This window comes from Allomuricauda sp. MMSF_3307, assembly GCF_030733585.1.
GTDB lineage: Bacteria > Bacteroidota > Bacteroidia > Flavobacteriales > Flavobacteriaceae > Flagellimonas.
In genome coordinates this window covers 199,115-214,425 of sequence record NZ_JASHIQ010000006.1, presented here as the reverse complement: position 1 = coordinate 214,425, position 15,311 = coordinate 199,115, and the positions used below count along the sequence as shown (strand labels likewise).

Sequence of the window (15,311 nt, the reverse complement as noted above, 5' to 3'; positions counted from 1 at the left end):
ATGGATGATGTTGCTATTTTAATCGCTTTTCAGTGATGCCCACCTTGATCAATTTGATGTGCCCAGTCCTGCCGAATAGTTCCGAACTATGTTCTTTATCCAAAGTCAAACCGTCAAGTTTCATTTGTGAATCATCTCTGAACACCAATTGCACTTCTTCCTTTTCCGCAATAACATATTGGATTGGAACTTGGCAATAGGTAAAGCCCAACGAGTTTTTTTCAAGTTGGATATGCGCCGTACTCCCGTCCAAATCCACATATTCAAAATCTGCAGGCTGTTCCAAAAATTCCGTCTTTCGAAGCATGCAAGGGTCAAAAAATAGTTGTCCATCGGAAACAAAAACACCCAACTCCCCAAAACGGCTCAAAATATCTTCCTTCACTTGACCTGTCATTCCAGGCTGTTGTGCTCCCTTACCTGCCGGTGTGTGTGAATAGGGATCGGTTGGAAATGCCCCATAAAGTTTGGGTGGCTTATGGACCCCTATTCCCTCCATAATCTCATAAAAATGCTCCAACAACTTGCCAACGGTGACCGCATCATTATTGTTTCTGATAGCCCGCAGACAGGTTTCCTCCACGCTCAACAGCAATTTGGAAACCATGTGCCAGTAAATGGAACCTAGTCCTTCATAGCCATAAAATGTTCCTGATCTACCTGTAAAGGACTTGTGGTCAAATAACTCCTCGAATAGATCCAATATTTTTTGACGGTCTTTTTGGATCAAGTGCCCATATGCTTCTTCAGGCAACGCTGCCAAGGCTGCTTTAAGGCTTTCAGCATTGTTGAAACCTCCATTAAAATGATAAGTTCCCTCCACACTTTTGCCGATGACCGCTGTGTTTTCATCCTCCACCAGTTTCTGCAGGAGATCAGATTGTTTGACTTTTTCCGGCGGAATGGTGTTTTTTTCGCAGAATCGGGGCAGTTCCTTGTTAGGATAAAGCAGGTAACTGTATTGGTCTTCCCGAAAAAGCGCGCTGCTTTTTAAGGCATCCAGCACCTGAAGGGATGCTTTTCCATCAAGATAGCCCGAACTGAGCACAGCGACCTGCCCTTCCAACATTTCAGACAGATAGGAAATGGAAACCTCCTTATCATTTTTGATGGTTATCAAATTGTAGGCGTGGTACAACTTATCTTCCCGTTGATTGGCCTGTATGCTATGCTCCAAATATTCCAAGGATACTTCTATGAAGGTCCCGAGTTTGGCCTTATCAATTGGTTTGTTCTTTTGTTGAAATCCATTGTTGTAGACGGCACTTCGGAATCTGCTTCCTGCAATGCCCAACCCATCCATTATCGCCCTTCTATCTGTATCGCTTAGGTTAGCTTTCAGTTTGTTGTGGCCTTGCAACAGGGTCTGGGTCACGGATTCAAAGAAAACTACAAGTTCTTCCGAAACGCTGAATTCCGCTTCTTCAAGATTGGCAACCATTCCTTGGAAAAACTTCAAGAAACGTCTCAAATAATACAGTGTTACCATAGATACCCCATTGCCCACCAAGGCATTGTTGGCATCGTTCCACTCCGGTCGTTGGGTATTCATCCAAATACCCGCTTCTGGAACAAAGTTTGACATTTTGGAAAGTACGGTCGCCAATACTTTCTCAAGCAGATTCACGTGGTAGATGTTATCTTCTTTACCCATTAGCAAGGCCGCATCGGCTCCAATCCTTTCTCGCTCCTTGTTGATGTGATGGTCCAAATCCTCATCAAATACGATGGTATCCTTCGGGTTCTTCAAAATCTCTTCGTACGATTTGATTTTGTAGGGCACATTGGCATACACAAAGATTTTTTCGCTAAAAGATTTTCCAAGGGTCTGTGGATAATGGCTTTCCATCAACTCCAATAATTTGAGCAAATAGATGATTTGATGGTCGCCCCAATATCCAATATAGGACCAAGGGTCGTCCGGTTCAATGATCTCCCAATCAAAACCGTCCTTGGTTACCCGATAGGGATTATAACCATCAAAGGTGGAAGCGTTCAAAAATTTATAGATCATGCTTTCCAAAAAGCCGGGGTAAGAAACGGCCAAGGCCTCCCAGTTTTGGAAAATGTCCCTCCAGTTGCCCTCATAATCCAGGAGTTTTTTACCATCATCCCCGCGGGTATTGATGGAAAACTTGTTCCATGGCCTACTCGGGTCACCATGCCGTCTACTAAATTTGAGCGGCAAGTATTCCATGGCCAACCTCTTAAAATCGGGGTTGTCATCCGTACCGACCTTTTCCCGTAAAAAGGCCAATGAAAATTCTTCGGGAAAACGCTCCAGCAATTCCTTTTTAAGGTCAAAAAGCGGCTTATTGGCTTTGCGGATATAGGAACTAAAATCGTCACGTTCCATTTGGTAACCGTTATCAAAAATACCGCCCCGCATGATATTGAACAGCGTATTGGAGAAATGACGGGCATCCCGCATACTATCAGACGTACACTGAATGGCATCGGATGCGCCTGCCAATTGCAGGAGCTGTTGCGTTCCTTTATCAATGTCGGCTTCTATTTTGTCGAAGAGCTTGCTTTCCTTTTTTAGGTCTTGTTTAATAACACTTACATCCATTCGGGATTGGTTGACCTCTGCAACCAACATCCATTGCTTCTCCTCTTTGGGATGTAAATGAATATCCGTGTTCACAAAGTAAGCCCCTTTCTCTGCTTTTACATCGGTTTCCTCTTCCAAGGGCATTCCATTTCTAAAGGCATCCAATTGGAGTGAAGAAACCAGATGCTTTGGCTTGTCCAATCCTACGGACCAAACCGTTGTGGCTTTCAATGCTTCACTGGGCTCCGCCTTATCGACAATGATGGCACTCAGGGCAAAAATCCCCAACCCAACGTCAGGTTCCAGTTGGTTCCTCTTATAGGCATCGACCAAATTACTACTGCCATTTTGGGTGGCAGAAGGCACACCGTAGGGCAATATATTTTGGATACCGTCCAACAACTCACAGGACAACTCGTGGTCTCCATGGTTGATCAAATGTGATTTCTTTACAAATCCATAGGTCTCACTAAAGCTCCATTGATATCGGAACGTAAGCCCTAAATCGTTATTGATTTCCTCAAAAAGGATTTTATTCCCATAGTTGCTCTTGTAAAGGTTTCTTTGGATTTGGTATTGACCTGAAAAACAGTTGGAAAACGGTTCCCAGAGGTATTTTTTTGATTCTGACCGAACCCGTATGATGGTTTTGCTTCCTGTGATGGCAGCGGATTCGGTGATTTTATCGTCTGTGTAATATGGAAAAAGGGCCGATTCGGCATTCTTGCGTCCTGCCGTAAGTGCACCATTGCTGGAAATAAACATCCAGTGATCGGAATGGCTCACAATGCTCATAAAAAATGGGCGCATTGCGTCGCAGTTGGAAATTTTATAGTAAGCCTCATCACCCAAGGTCACCGATGAACCTTCCACAGCTTTAGCTTCCGTTTTTAATTTTGTTCCTGCTATGTACATATCCTTTTGGTCCATAAATCCATCACACCTTTATTAGTTCTGATATATGTAGAAAAGCTGGCAAGTAAAAATGGTTTTGCCAGCCTTTCCTTCTCAATCCGAAACTTTTAGTCCAGTCTTAAATTGTCAAAGTAGAAAATACGTTCCTCCGTGGTCAACTCGCCATCTGACCCCGTAGGGTTATCCGGTTTGATGACCAGTTGATTGTAGGTTGTTGGTGAGGCGGGTAGACCCGTAAACGTAAATTCTATTTCCGTCCAACTGTTCGCTCCTCCCGAAACCTGTACAAAGGTTGGTGGAGGATTACCTGTCACGGGATCGGTTTGTGGGTCGAGCGCCAATTCAAATCGATAAGTGACGTCCGGCACACTGGAATACACCATCACCTTAAAGGTTTGGGTAGTGATATCGATGGTTCCAGCAGGGAAGGAATTTTGAACTCCGCCCCAACGATTGATACCACTGGCACGTACCACCTGCAACACATTGTCGGATGTATTGATACCAGATGGATCGGGATTTACTGCCAAACTAGGCACCACACCACCATCACCGATGCTGGAGAAGGCGCTCAAAAAGGTTTCACAACCTTCAAAATCCAAAGGCAATGAGGTTGCCGCCACGGGAGTTCCGGTACAGCCACTTGTGGCACCGCCACCACCGCCTGAACCTCCTACAACTAGAGAGACATTATCAATATTCACCAATCCAGCTGCTCCATTCAAATCAAAGAGCACTCGTGCGTCTGGGGCACCAAAGCCCGTCGCTGTCAAGACAACTGAATAGGTCTGTCTGGTTGTATTGATGTTCACCGTCTCGGTAGTGTTGGCAAAACTGCCCCCGCTCAAGCCAATCCCGGCTATGATAGGCCTATCGGTATCCGACCATGCGTCAAATGACAATGTATAGGTTTCATCTTGGATGATTTCCAATTTCTGACTTAGGTTAACCAAGAATGGTTGACCAGGGTCTGGGGTGGTTACGTTTACGGAGTAAAATGAATTTCCGTTTTCCGTGGTCACAGGTGCCGCAGCAGCATCATCCACGCCCAATATCCAAGGGGCACTTCCGTTCTCAAAGTCTCCGTTGGTCAACAGTCCATCATCAAAGGCAATTACATTTACTGTTCTGGTTACTTCGGTTGCAGCATTACCTGCTGCATCGCTTACGTTATAGGTCACGATATAGGTGCCTGCAACGCTGGTATCCACTGTATCTCCACCTACCACAATGTTACCCGAGATGTCCCCATCGGTATCATCGGTGGCGGTTGCCCCTGCCTCTGTATAGCTATCGCCCACATTTAAATCTACGGTGGCGTCTCCATTAAGGGTAATCACCGGCGGGGTGGTATCTTCTGCTGCTGTTCCTCCCACAACCAGTGAAACGTTGTCAATGTTCACCAAGCCGGCTGCTCCGTTCAAATCAAATAGTACACGTGCATCCGGGGCACCAAAGCCTGAAGCAGTCAGTACGACTGAATAGGTCTGTCTCGTTGTGTTGATGTTGACAGTCTCTGTAGTGTTCGCAAAGCTACCACCACTTAAACCAATCCCGGCAATGATGGGACGGTCGGTATCGGACCACGCATCAAATGTCAAGGTGTAGGTCTCATCTTGTATAATTTCCAATTTTTGGCTCAAATTCACCAAAAAGGGTTGACCCGGGTCTGGAGTCGTGACGTTCACGGAGTAAAAAGAGTTACCACCTTCGGTGGTGACAGGTGCCGCAGCGGCATCGTCCACACCCAAGATCCATGGGGCGCTTCCGTTCTCGAAGTCACCATTGGTCAACAATCCATCATCAAATCCACTACCGCCACTTCCTCCTCCGGAAGTACCTAGAGTAAGGTCGTCTATGTAATATGTTCCTCCCTCGGTGATTGCGCTATCCACCTCATCGTTGTCGGGCTTAATGACCAATTGGTTATAAGCCGTTGGTCCTCCAGGCAGGTTGGTAAAGGTGAACTCTACTTCTGTCCATTCATTTGCGTTGGGTATTGTCACAAATACAGGCGCAGGGTTTCCAGTAACCGGATCGGTTTGTGGGTTCAGTGCCAGCTCAAAACGGAAGACCACATTGGCCTTGGTAGAGTACACTTTTAGTTTAAAGACATCTGTAGTGGTAAGGTCAAAATTGTTTTCAAAGGTATTTTGAATCCCTGCAAAGAAACTGGAACCTGAAGGTTTGTCGACTTGTAAGACAAAATCTGAAGTATTTATGCCAGCTTTGGAAGGGTTTTCGGCCAAGCCTGAAGTGATACCATCACCAAAGTTTTCCGAAGAAAGAAAAGTTTCACAACCTTCAAAGTCCACAGGAAGTGCTGTCGCGGCCACTGGTGTGTCCACACATCCACTTGGCGTTGTAGCGGTTTCGACCTGTTGCACATCATCAATAAAGAAATCACCTGCGGTGGTTCCGGGGCCGTCAACAAACAATGTTATTCTGGAGTAGCTCTCCGTAGAAGCAAAATTGAAGGAAACCGTTTCCCAACCTGTTCCACCATGGCTTGCCGATACTTCGGTATCGCTTCCTGTTCCAAGCTCCAATTTCATCAAGACATCGATGGGCTCCTCTGACCAGAAATTTGCGGTTATGGTTTGTTCTGTGGATAAATCGACCGGTGTTCCCAAGTCAAAAAAGATGCCTTCAAAAGCTGCTCCGCTATTGGTTATCTTTCCAACCTTTGAGCTCTTGTCATTGGTTCCGGATACATCAGGATTATCCAAAATTTCGAAAGCGGCACCATTGAATGTGCTCACCCCCAAGTCATAGTTTACATTGTTGTTGTCAAAGGTTATGGGCAGGGTAATAGGTTCTTTGATTACGATAGTGATTTCATCTTCAAAGGTGGAAGTTGCCCCTGCCGTATTGCTGGCCGTTAAAACCACGGTATAGGTTCCACTGGCCGTATAGGTCTTAATCGGATTAATCTCGGTGGACGTATCGCCATCGCCAAAATCCCATTGATAAGAGGTTGCCTTTTCCGAAATGTTGATGAATTCCACCGTTCCGGTATCTTCATCGAGCGTAAAGGTAAAATTGGACAGTATGGTCGGCAAAAGGGTACTGTCGTCCGACTCACACCCGAGCAACAAGGCCAGTACAAACACGGATACCAGCTTGAATTTGGTTGTTAACTGCTTCATAATCAATAGTTAGTTTAGTTTATTTCTAGTTCTTTATATACTCTTACGTAGTCCACCAACATGGTTTGTGGAAATACGGTCTCTTCATCGGGTGAGCCTACGAAAGTGCCCCCAACAGCAACGTTCATCAAGATGTAAAATGGCTTATTGAACACCCAAGGCCCTGGTACGTCCTCCGGGGTGATTTGATTGTAGAGGACATCGTCCACATAAAAATTGACGTATTCCGGTCCCCATTCGATACCGAAAATGTGAAAGCCTGTATCGAATCGGTCATTGGTCAGTTCGTATTCCTTTGAAATGGCTTCCCCTGCTGAATATCCCGGGCCGTGCATGCTACCGATCAAAACGGTTGGCTCTTGACCGCGATACTCCATAATATCTATTTCTCCAGCTCCGGGCCATGGATTTTCATCAATATCGGCGCCCAGCATCCAAAATGCAGGCCATATGCCCTGACCGTAAGGCAAACGGATTCTCGCCTCAAAACGGCCGTAACGTTGCTCGAACTTATCCTTTGTTATCAGTCTGGCCGAAGTGTAAGCGGAGCCCTCGAAGGATTCCTCTCTTGCTGTAATGAGCAATACACCATTCTGGACCGTTACATTATCGGACCTATCGGTGTAGTACTGCAATTCTTGATTGCCCCAACCATTTTCGCCGGTGCCGATTTCGTATCCCCAAATGGAAGGGTTTGGTTGTCCGTCCGTATCAAACTCTTCGGAGAGCGTCAATTCGGTAAATCTGGCCACGGTCTGTTGGTCGTCGGTTTCACAACCTAATAAAGCAATGGCAAAGACCAGCAAGGTGTATTTGAAAAATACATGACTACTGGATTGAAGGTGCTTATGTTTCGTATTCATTGTCATTTTTTTTTAGTTGATGGTAGGACATTGTTATTCTGTGTAGAAATAAATATTATCCAGGATGAAATTGGGACCGCCCACCAAAATCAGTGCTCCCAAATTATTTTTTTGAGTTGCCAAATCTCCACCGAGTGGTATATCGAACGAGGTCCATTGTCCAACAGCGAGATTGGTCAGGTCAAATCTCAAGTCCCTATCATCGCCTATGGGAAGTCCAGTGTTTACATCTGTTTCAATAGTTTGATTGGCTCCTACATCCCTGATTTGAATGCCTACTTCGGTGCCCGATTGTTGAACATACACATCGATATGTAAAAAGGATAGACCAGAGGCATCTACAGGACTATTAAATATGATTCCTGTAAAATTGTTGTTCACGTAGGACACCACAGCATTATCATTAAGTGTTGCAATTGAAGTTTCTGTGGTAGACCCACCAAAACCAGGTGAAAAATTGCTCTCAGTGGCATTCGCATAGGCATCGCTAAATATCGATGCCACGTTTGCCTGTGGCTGTGTTGGTGTGGGGGCGGGCTGCAAGACACCATTTGATACGATTTCTAAAGAACCCTCTGCACGTACCCCAGCCAAAATAGCGGTAATGTTAGCAGTACCCTCACCTAAAACATTTATTCGTCCAAGTTCGTTTACAGTTGCTACTCCAATATCCGATGATTCAAAATTGAAGTAGGATGGTGCAATACTTACGGTTTGATTGGTCCCATCAGCTAGATTAAAGGTCTGGGTAAGTCCGTTCAAGGTAATGCTGGAACCGATAAAGGTTTGTTCGGAGATTGCTTCACCTCCCAATATGGCAGGTTGTGGCTGTGCAACGGTTCCCAACTTTTCGAACTTTATTTCGTCCAGCCAGAGCACGTAGCCGCCTTCGTCTCCCTCAAAAGAAGCCCCTTCTGCAATCCAGAACAATCCTGTTTCATTAATCAGTTTTGAAGGGTCCGGGATGGGAATCACATATTTCTCCCATCGCGTACTTACATTCAAATTATTGGCCGTCACCTGAAATTTGTTATTGGTCTCTCCAGAGATACCATACCCTATGGAATTAATACTTGCTGCCTGCGAGGCCTTCGCGTAAAATGTCAGGGCATCGAAACCTGAAAGATCTCGCCTAGCTGTGGTATTGAAGGTAGCTCCTACGAAACCGTTACCAAAAGCTGGCACATCGAATCGCATGGAAGCTTCTCCTTCGAAAGCCTCATTGGTGTCTACACTAAAAGCTTCTGGGTCTGCCCCTGCATCCACAAATGGGAAATAGTTGAGCCCGGCAGAAAAGGTATCGAGAAACACATCGCCATTGGGCGGGAAGGATGCGAATTCTACATCCTCTGAAAACTCTCTTTCGCAGCCCATCATAAGTGTACATGCAAGGCTCAAAAGAAGTATGGAACGGAAATTTATTGTCTTGTAGTTTTTCATTGCTCAATCTTTTTATTTCCCGATATTAATGTGCACATAAGTCATAATCTCCCATTCATGTCCGTTGTCGAAACCAACTGGACTCAAAATAGGCTCATTGGCAAATTCCTGCGCCACGTTGGGCAGATATCGTGGTGAGAATTCGTTCAAGGATCTCCAAATTCCACGAATTCCAACTTGTGTGCTTGGAAGAATGAACCAATCGGGTTTGCCCAATGTGGTAGAAATATCCAGCATCAACTGTACGGGGAAAGTGAGGTTGAAATCCCTGTGGTAATCATAAGGACCCCAATCGTTTATTTTTTGCGTGTACTGTATTTTGAAATTCTTGTAAAGCATCCTCACATCACCTCCAAAACGCCGGATCAAACGATCGGAATCACCATTACCTTGTCCATTTCCATAGTAGAAATTACCAATGATGCCCAAATCCGGTCCAAGCTTGGAAACCATTCGTGAGTGTACTTCCCAAAGATCTTCCGCTGGTGCAGAATTAGGAAATGCAAAAAATTCCCGATTGGCATTAAAACCGATATGCGCATCCATCCTTGTGGGTAGACGGCGGTATACAAAGCCCAAATTCATGGCGAATTTGGCGTCTTCTGCCCTATCGTTGTCCCACTCGTACATCCAGGTACCCGGGGTAGGATCATAGGTCAATAGAATTTCACCTGCAGTAGTTTTCCTGTTCGCCCTTACGGCAAAAGGATCGTCTATAATATTTCTCAATCGTCCGGGACCTCCCACATCATTGGGCATCGCGTCTACCAACGGCTCTTGCCACATAAAGTTGGGGGCTATCTGAAAATTGTCAAAAGAATAGGTGAATCCCGTTAAAAAATTGACTTGGTTACCGCTTCCGGTATCCCTAAGTTTCCAGCCGGTAAAGGTCAACGTCTGATCGGCACCACCATTTGCGATCAATCCCATGGCCGCGGTTTGACCATACCAATTAAATTTTCCTCCCTCGTAGGTGACCTTGAATTTTCCTCCCCAATTATCACTGGCTTGAATTCTATCCTCAAATACCACATAGTTGCCCGGAGTACCCCTCACATCCTGGAAGGAAATTCCATTGAGCGGACTTCCTGACCATATTCCTCCTACTTCAAATCCAAATTTTCCAACTTCGCGCTCTATGGCAATGGCCGCTCTCTCGGTTGGCCAGGGTGGTATCACACCACTACGAACTTGGTTGATATCTAAAACTCGACGTCCATTTTCATCCAATACAATATCAGTTTGAAAATCCCTATGATAAATACCGGTAATATTGAAGTTGGCTATATTTTTTCTGTACTTAAACAACATTGTTGGGTTGGCCCCCCACCACAATTGTGGTCCTATTGCCACTTTCAAACCGTCAAACATGCCCTTACCGTCTATTTCCATACCCAGTATCTCACCATTGTAAATATCCAAGTTTGGTCCGTAGTTAGCTTCCGGATAGAACCCGAAGAAATCCCCTTCGTAGCCCCAATGGTAATGTCCGGTCCTGTAAAATCCTTTTAAATCAAATTGTTTGGCTTTCCATTCAAATTCCGCTTGGTAAACCCGAATACGGTTCACATCCTGAACCAATACATTGCCCTGGTCCGTGTTGACTTCAATGGGACGTGAATTGTTTTCGTAGAAGATTTCATTGATCGGGTTTTGGGCCACATTACCGACCACGTTAAAATTGACCTCGGCACGCATGTTGGGTGCAGGATTACCTTCCACTCCCACAAAATAGGATTGCATATGGTCAAAGCCCAATTGGTTCGGAAAGGTATTGGGATCATCGGGATCTGCGTTTTCTGGTGTAGTGATCAAACTACCTCCCGTGCTAAAAGTGGAGAATTTCGCCGTTAGATTACTGATGCGGAGCAAATTGCTTTGTTCGCCCTGCAAGGCCGCCTTATCCCCCCTTGCCTTGAGTACCGCATCCATGATTTGAATATTATCAAAATGATTCTGGACAAAATTCAAGTCCACACCATCGGCGTAAGGGTCCAGTTGATGGGCCTGTTGCAAGGCATAGTAAGCAGCCCTTGGATATAGTTCGTAGAGCCCTCTTGGATCGGTGGCACCTTTGGCACATATCCCAAACCATTCTTCGTTCATATTGTTTGCACCGGGCTCGGCCAAGTCTCTCGAATATCCGCCATTGGACCAAGAGGCGTTGGTATCGTGTATATCGGCATTTTCGCGGTCATCAAAACCGTACTTCCACCATCCGTCACTAAATTGAAAGGTAAATCCTCCGATAGAGTTGCCCGCTTTTCCCAGTCCTGCAGCATTTTCATAGATTTCTTCCCAATTTCCCACCATATAGTAAGCTTGGGAAAACTGATCTTCCCTGTTATCGATGGCGTTGAAGGCATCCGCTCCAAATTCAGTGAACATGACCGGCTTGTTCAGTTTATCCTTTACCACTTGGAACATATCTCCAAAGGAGACACCCCTATAGGTATTGGTTCCGTAGATGTCCACGTCCGGACATTCTTCGGCGATGATGTCGATAAAAAGTACATCCCCGTTGCAAATGGCTACGGGGTGGGAGGCATCCATCTCCTTCATCATTTTGGCAGCCTCGTTCATCAGGCGATACATAGGTCGTCCGCGGCTCTCCCCGATATAGTCTATCCGCTGCTGATCATCCGGGAAGTCTTCGGTTTCCGCTCCGGCCCAAAACAGACCGTAGTTGTTTTCATTTCCTAAGAGATACATTAATAGACCGGGGGTATTCTTGTACTCCCGTACCAAATTTTCCAATTCTGACATCAAAAGTGCTTGGGTCTTTGGCTCATCATAGATGGTAACGGGTGTCCAAACCCCGTCAATGGTAAGCCCATATCGCCCAAAAGAGTGGTTCAACATGGTGTAGATGCCATATTCTTCGTAGATGTACCGTATCCATCTGGCTGGAACACCAGTATATTGTCGGATTACATTAACCCCCATGTTCTTTAAAAGCGACATCTCGGTATCGAGACCCGCTTTAATGATTTCATCGGATTTTTCCCAGAATTGTGCGTTTACCGTATTGGTTCCAATGGGTATGTAATCCCAGTTCATACCATTGATCATGAAGTCCTCTCCGTTCACGACCAATTTCATTCCTGCCTCGTTGCTTTCTACGGTTACCTTAGGCGTTTGGGCAGTTGCCCCAAAAACAAAGCATAAAAGGAACAGTGCGTGCAGCCAGTTTTTCATAGTGTTGTTTAGTTTTAGTTGAGTCCTACATCAAACCCTACCACATCACCAAAATTCTTTTGGTTCAGGTATGCGCACAAAGTGCATTTTGTGATAGCTGCTTTTTGCAGAAGGTTAAACTTAACTTAACAAAATGTGAATTCCTTAAAAACTGCCTCAACAAAAAATATACATTGTAAAATAATGTGTCAATAATTAGCAAATCTTTATTTAATCCGCTAAAACAGTGACTTCACCAAAGTATGTTAAATCGGTATATTAGAAGTGTTGTGTATAAATGTTGAGGTAATGTTGAGGTATAAAACTAGTTTCGTATAGGATTATAGTTTCAAGATGTAATCAACAAGGTTGTCATCGTGGGATAAATCCATTTTTTTTCGAAGACGGTACCGCTTGATCTCCACACTTCTCACCGAAATATTAAAGAGCGGGGCTATCTCCTTGGAAGATAAATTCAAACGTAGGTAGGCACATAATCGAACATCGTTGGGAGACAGGTTTGGATGTGCCTTTTTGAGCTTTTTCAGGAACTTACGGTCGGCATTATTGAATGCTTCCTTGAAGAGTTCCCAATCATCGTTCTGCGTAATGTTCTTATCAATGACCTTGATGATAGGCTTTATGGAACTCGTATCATCGACACTTGACAATAGTTGATCTTTTACCTTGGACAACAGCTCGTTCTTTCGGATGATGCTCAAGGTAGATGCGGCAAGTTCATTGCTCTTGCTCCTGAACTCTTCCTGCAATTGCTCATTCTTTATTTTGATGATTTCCTTTTCATTCTGGGCCTTGGCCAATTCCATATCCCTTTTGTTCTTTTCAATGAGCTTGTGCTGTCGTTTGTGGTAGTAACGTCGATAAGCCTGATGTATCAGAAATGAACCCAAGATAAATGCCAAGAGATAAAGTCCCAACATTACATTGGAAATGTACCATGGCCGGGCTATGGAAAATGTAAAGGTTGAAACATTGTTGGAAATCTGGTCGCCAATTTTAGCCCTGACCCGAAACGTGTAGTCACCATGGGGCAAATTTTCGAAAGTTGTGGTATATGACTCGGACCAATTGCTCCAATTGTTGTAAATGCCCTCCAATTGATATTGATATTGGGGCTTGAACAACTTATAATACTCTGGCGTAAAAAACGAAAAGCGAACATGGTTATCGGCACTGTCAAATTCGGCGTTTGATGAAGTTCCCACCAAGGCCCACTGCCGACTCTGCTTATCGGATTTTTCAATCCTCCCAATCTGAACTCGAAAATTCTTATTCTTGAACCCATTGACATCCAAGGTAATGTAGCCCGAAGTAGTCCCCAAAAGGTACTTGCCCTCCTCACCCAGATTCGCAATGTTCTCGTAGCCAACAATGCCATCCCTCATATCTTCCGTCAATGGAATGGGCTTTACCAATAAAGTATCCGCCAAAGAGCCTTCCGATAGCAAACTGATATTGGAATTGGTAAACAGCCACAAATTCTCTTCGTTTTGGTCCAAGACCATTTTTCCAGAAACGTACTCATCTTGATTGTAAATACTGCTCAATAAGCTGTCCTTAACAAAAGCATCCGACTCCAACTGATATTTGTATACCCCTTCCCGATATGCATAGAACACATTGTCGCGATATTTAATGATACCCGATTCCGAACCTTTGATCAAGGTGTCCATGGAAATTGTATTCACATGGGAGAAATCATTGTCCACATCCAACTTGAAGATGCCCTTGTACTCGTGGTTCACAAAAACTTTGTTTCCCAATGTTTCAAAGTAGCGTGAGGAATTTCCAAAACCATCTATCTTATTTCGAAGCTTCCAATTGCCCTCGACTTTTTCCAGCACATAAAGACCATCATAATTACCTTGCAACAGCAAATCCTGATGCTTGGGCAAAGGGCTGATTTTCCAGGCTCCTTCCACATCGGTAATCCTTTTTGCCGCGTTGCCTTCCACAATGTAGGTGCCCGAATGATGACAACAAAAAAGGGTGCCGTCAATTTCCTGGAGCGACCAAACTTGGCCCTGGGTACCTTCGATCAATGTAAAATCGGAGTCACTGTCCAACTCCTTATGGAACAAGCCTTGATTGGTCCCCAGATACAGGATGCCATCCTTTACCACCGCTGCATAAATACTGCCTACCACCCCTTTATTATCACGATATACCTTTATAGGTGATTTTAGGTTCACATAACTGACCCCATTATCGAGCCCCAACCAAATATTGTTGTCCATATCCTCCATTAAGGAAAGAATCGTGTTGTTGCGCAGGCCCTTGATTTGATCAATATGGTTGAGCAAGGCCGCATCCGCATCCAAAAGAACAAGACCGTTGGAAATGGTACCCAAAGCATAGCTGCCATCATTCAATCTAATGGCACTATACACCGTTATTTTTTTGGGCAAATCATCCAGACCCGTAGGGAATTTGTCCAATACACCGTTGTTGTCCCTATAAAAGCCGTTATGCTTGGTGAGCATGTAGAGTTCTTCATCTTCCTGAAATATATTGATGATTTCATCCGTGAGCACCACCTCATCATCGTAAACCAGTTTCGACTTGCCATTGTCTATTTTGAAAACTCCCTTGCCATTTTCCTGAAAATAAATCTCATTGGATACCTTGAACATTCGGAAAAGGGTATCCTCCGTATCAATACTGTTGATGGATTCCGTTTGAATATTGTAAATGTAAATGCGTTTTAGGGATTGGAACACGATCCAATCCTCCAAATTAAAAATGCCCCAAAACTCCTCGTCCTCCAACAAATCTTCTTGCATATCGGCAGATAGGGAAGTATAGCGAAGCATTCCTTGACCATCGCGCACCCAATAACCAAACTCCATGTAACAGCCCGTATAAATCCGGTCCCCTACCACCTTTACCGAACGCATAATGGACTCGTTCGGTGATGGGAACAAGGTCCAATCGGCCCCATTAAATTGCAGAAGGCCTTTGTTATTGGCTATATACATCACCTTATCATCGGCCTGCGAAAGAGCCCAGTTTTGATTTTCAGCCTGATAGTCCGAAGGAGTGTAGTTCTGAATTGGCGGTAGTTCCTGACTCAAAAGCCATTGTGAAAAGAATAAAAGCAAACAAAGTGTGTACCTCATCATAATTTCATAGCGTTAAGGTGCCTTAAGATACTACCTTTTCCCAACTTTTGAACAAAGTCCAAGACAATGA

General features: G+C 44.6%; 6 protein-coding genes. All 6 read right to left on the bottom strand.

What is annotated here, in order from left to right:
- Positions 1 to 13: 13 nt before the first annotated feature.
- Positions 14 to 3,484, bottom strand: a complete 3,471-nt coding sequence (locus tag RBB12_RS15100; protein ID WP_306014467.1) for a hypothetical protein — start codon at positions 3,482 to 3,484, stop codon at positions 14 to 16.
- Positions 3,485 to 3,576: 92 nt separating this feature from the next.
- Positions 3,577 to 6,618 (bottom strand): carbohydrate binding domain-containing protein, encoded by a 3,042-nt coding sequence (locus RBB12_RS15095; protein WP_306014468.1) that lies wholly within the window; start codon positions 6,616 to 6,618, stop codon positions 3,577 to 3,579.
- 14 nt (positions 6,619 to 6,632) lie between these two features.
- Positions 6,633 to 7,481: a glycoside hydrolase family 16 protein gene (locus RBB12_RS15090; RefSeq protein WP_293282929.1), complete on the bottom strand. Its 849-nt coding sequence runs from the start codon at positions 7,479 to 7,481 to the stop codon at positions 6,633 to 6,635.
- A 33-nt stretch (positions 7,482 to 7,514) separates the two neighbouring features.
- Positions 7,515 to 8,921, bottom strand: a complete 1,407-nt coding sequence (locus RBB12_RS15085; protein WP_306014469.1) for a glycosyl hydrolase family 16 — start codon at positions 8,919 to 8,921, stop codon at positions 7,515 to 7,517.
- Between the two features lie 12 nt (positions 8,922 to 8,933).
- Entirely contained in the window at positions 8,934 to 12,119 is a 3,186-nt protein-coding gene (locus tag RBB12_RS15080; RefSeq protein ID WP_179384420.1) for a glycoside hydrolase family 2 TIM barrel-domain containing protein, read from the bottom strand.
- A gap of 320 nt (positions 12,120 to 12,439) precedes the next feature.
- Positions 12,440 to 15,241 (bottom strand): triple tyrosine motif-containing protein, encoded by a 2,802-nt coding sequence (locus tag RBB12_RS15075; RefSeq protein ID WP_306026665.1) that lies wholly within the window; start codon positions 15,239 to 15,241, stop codon positions 12,440 to 12,442.
- Between the last annotated feature and the right edge of the window lie 70 nt (positions 15,242 to 15,311).

Bases quoted from the DNA above. Each gene is read 5' to 3' on its own strand.
- RBB12_RS15085 (WP_306014469.1), bottom strand. From the start codon at position 8,921: ATGAAAAACTACAAGACAATAAATTTCCGTTCCATACTTCTTTTGAGC.
- RBB12_RS15075 (WP_306026665.1), bottom strand. From the start codon at position 15,241: ATGATGAGGTACACACTTTGTTTGCTTTTATTCTTTTCACAATGGCTT.
- RBB12_RS15080 (WP_179384420.1), bottom strand. From the start codon at position 12,119: ATGAAAAACTGGCTGCACGCACTGTTCCTTTTATGCTTTGTTTTTGGG.
- RBB12_RS15095 (WP_306014468.1), bottom strand. From the start codon at position 6,618: ATGAAGCAGTTAACAACCAAATTCAAGCTGGTATCCGTGTTTGTACTG.
- RBB12_RS15090 (WP_293282929.1), bottom strand. From the start codon at position 7,481: ATGAATACGAAACATAAGCACCTTCAATCCAGTAGTCATGTATTTTTC.
- RBB12_RS15100 (WP_306014467.1), bottom strand. From the start codon at position 3,484: ATGGACCAAAAGGATATGTACATAGCAGGAACAAAATTAAAAACGGAA.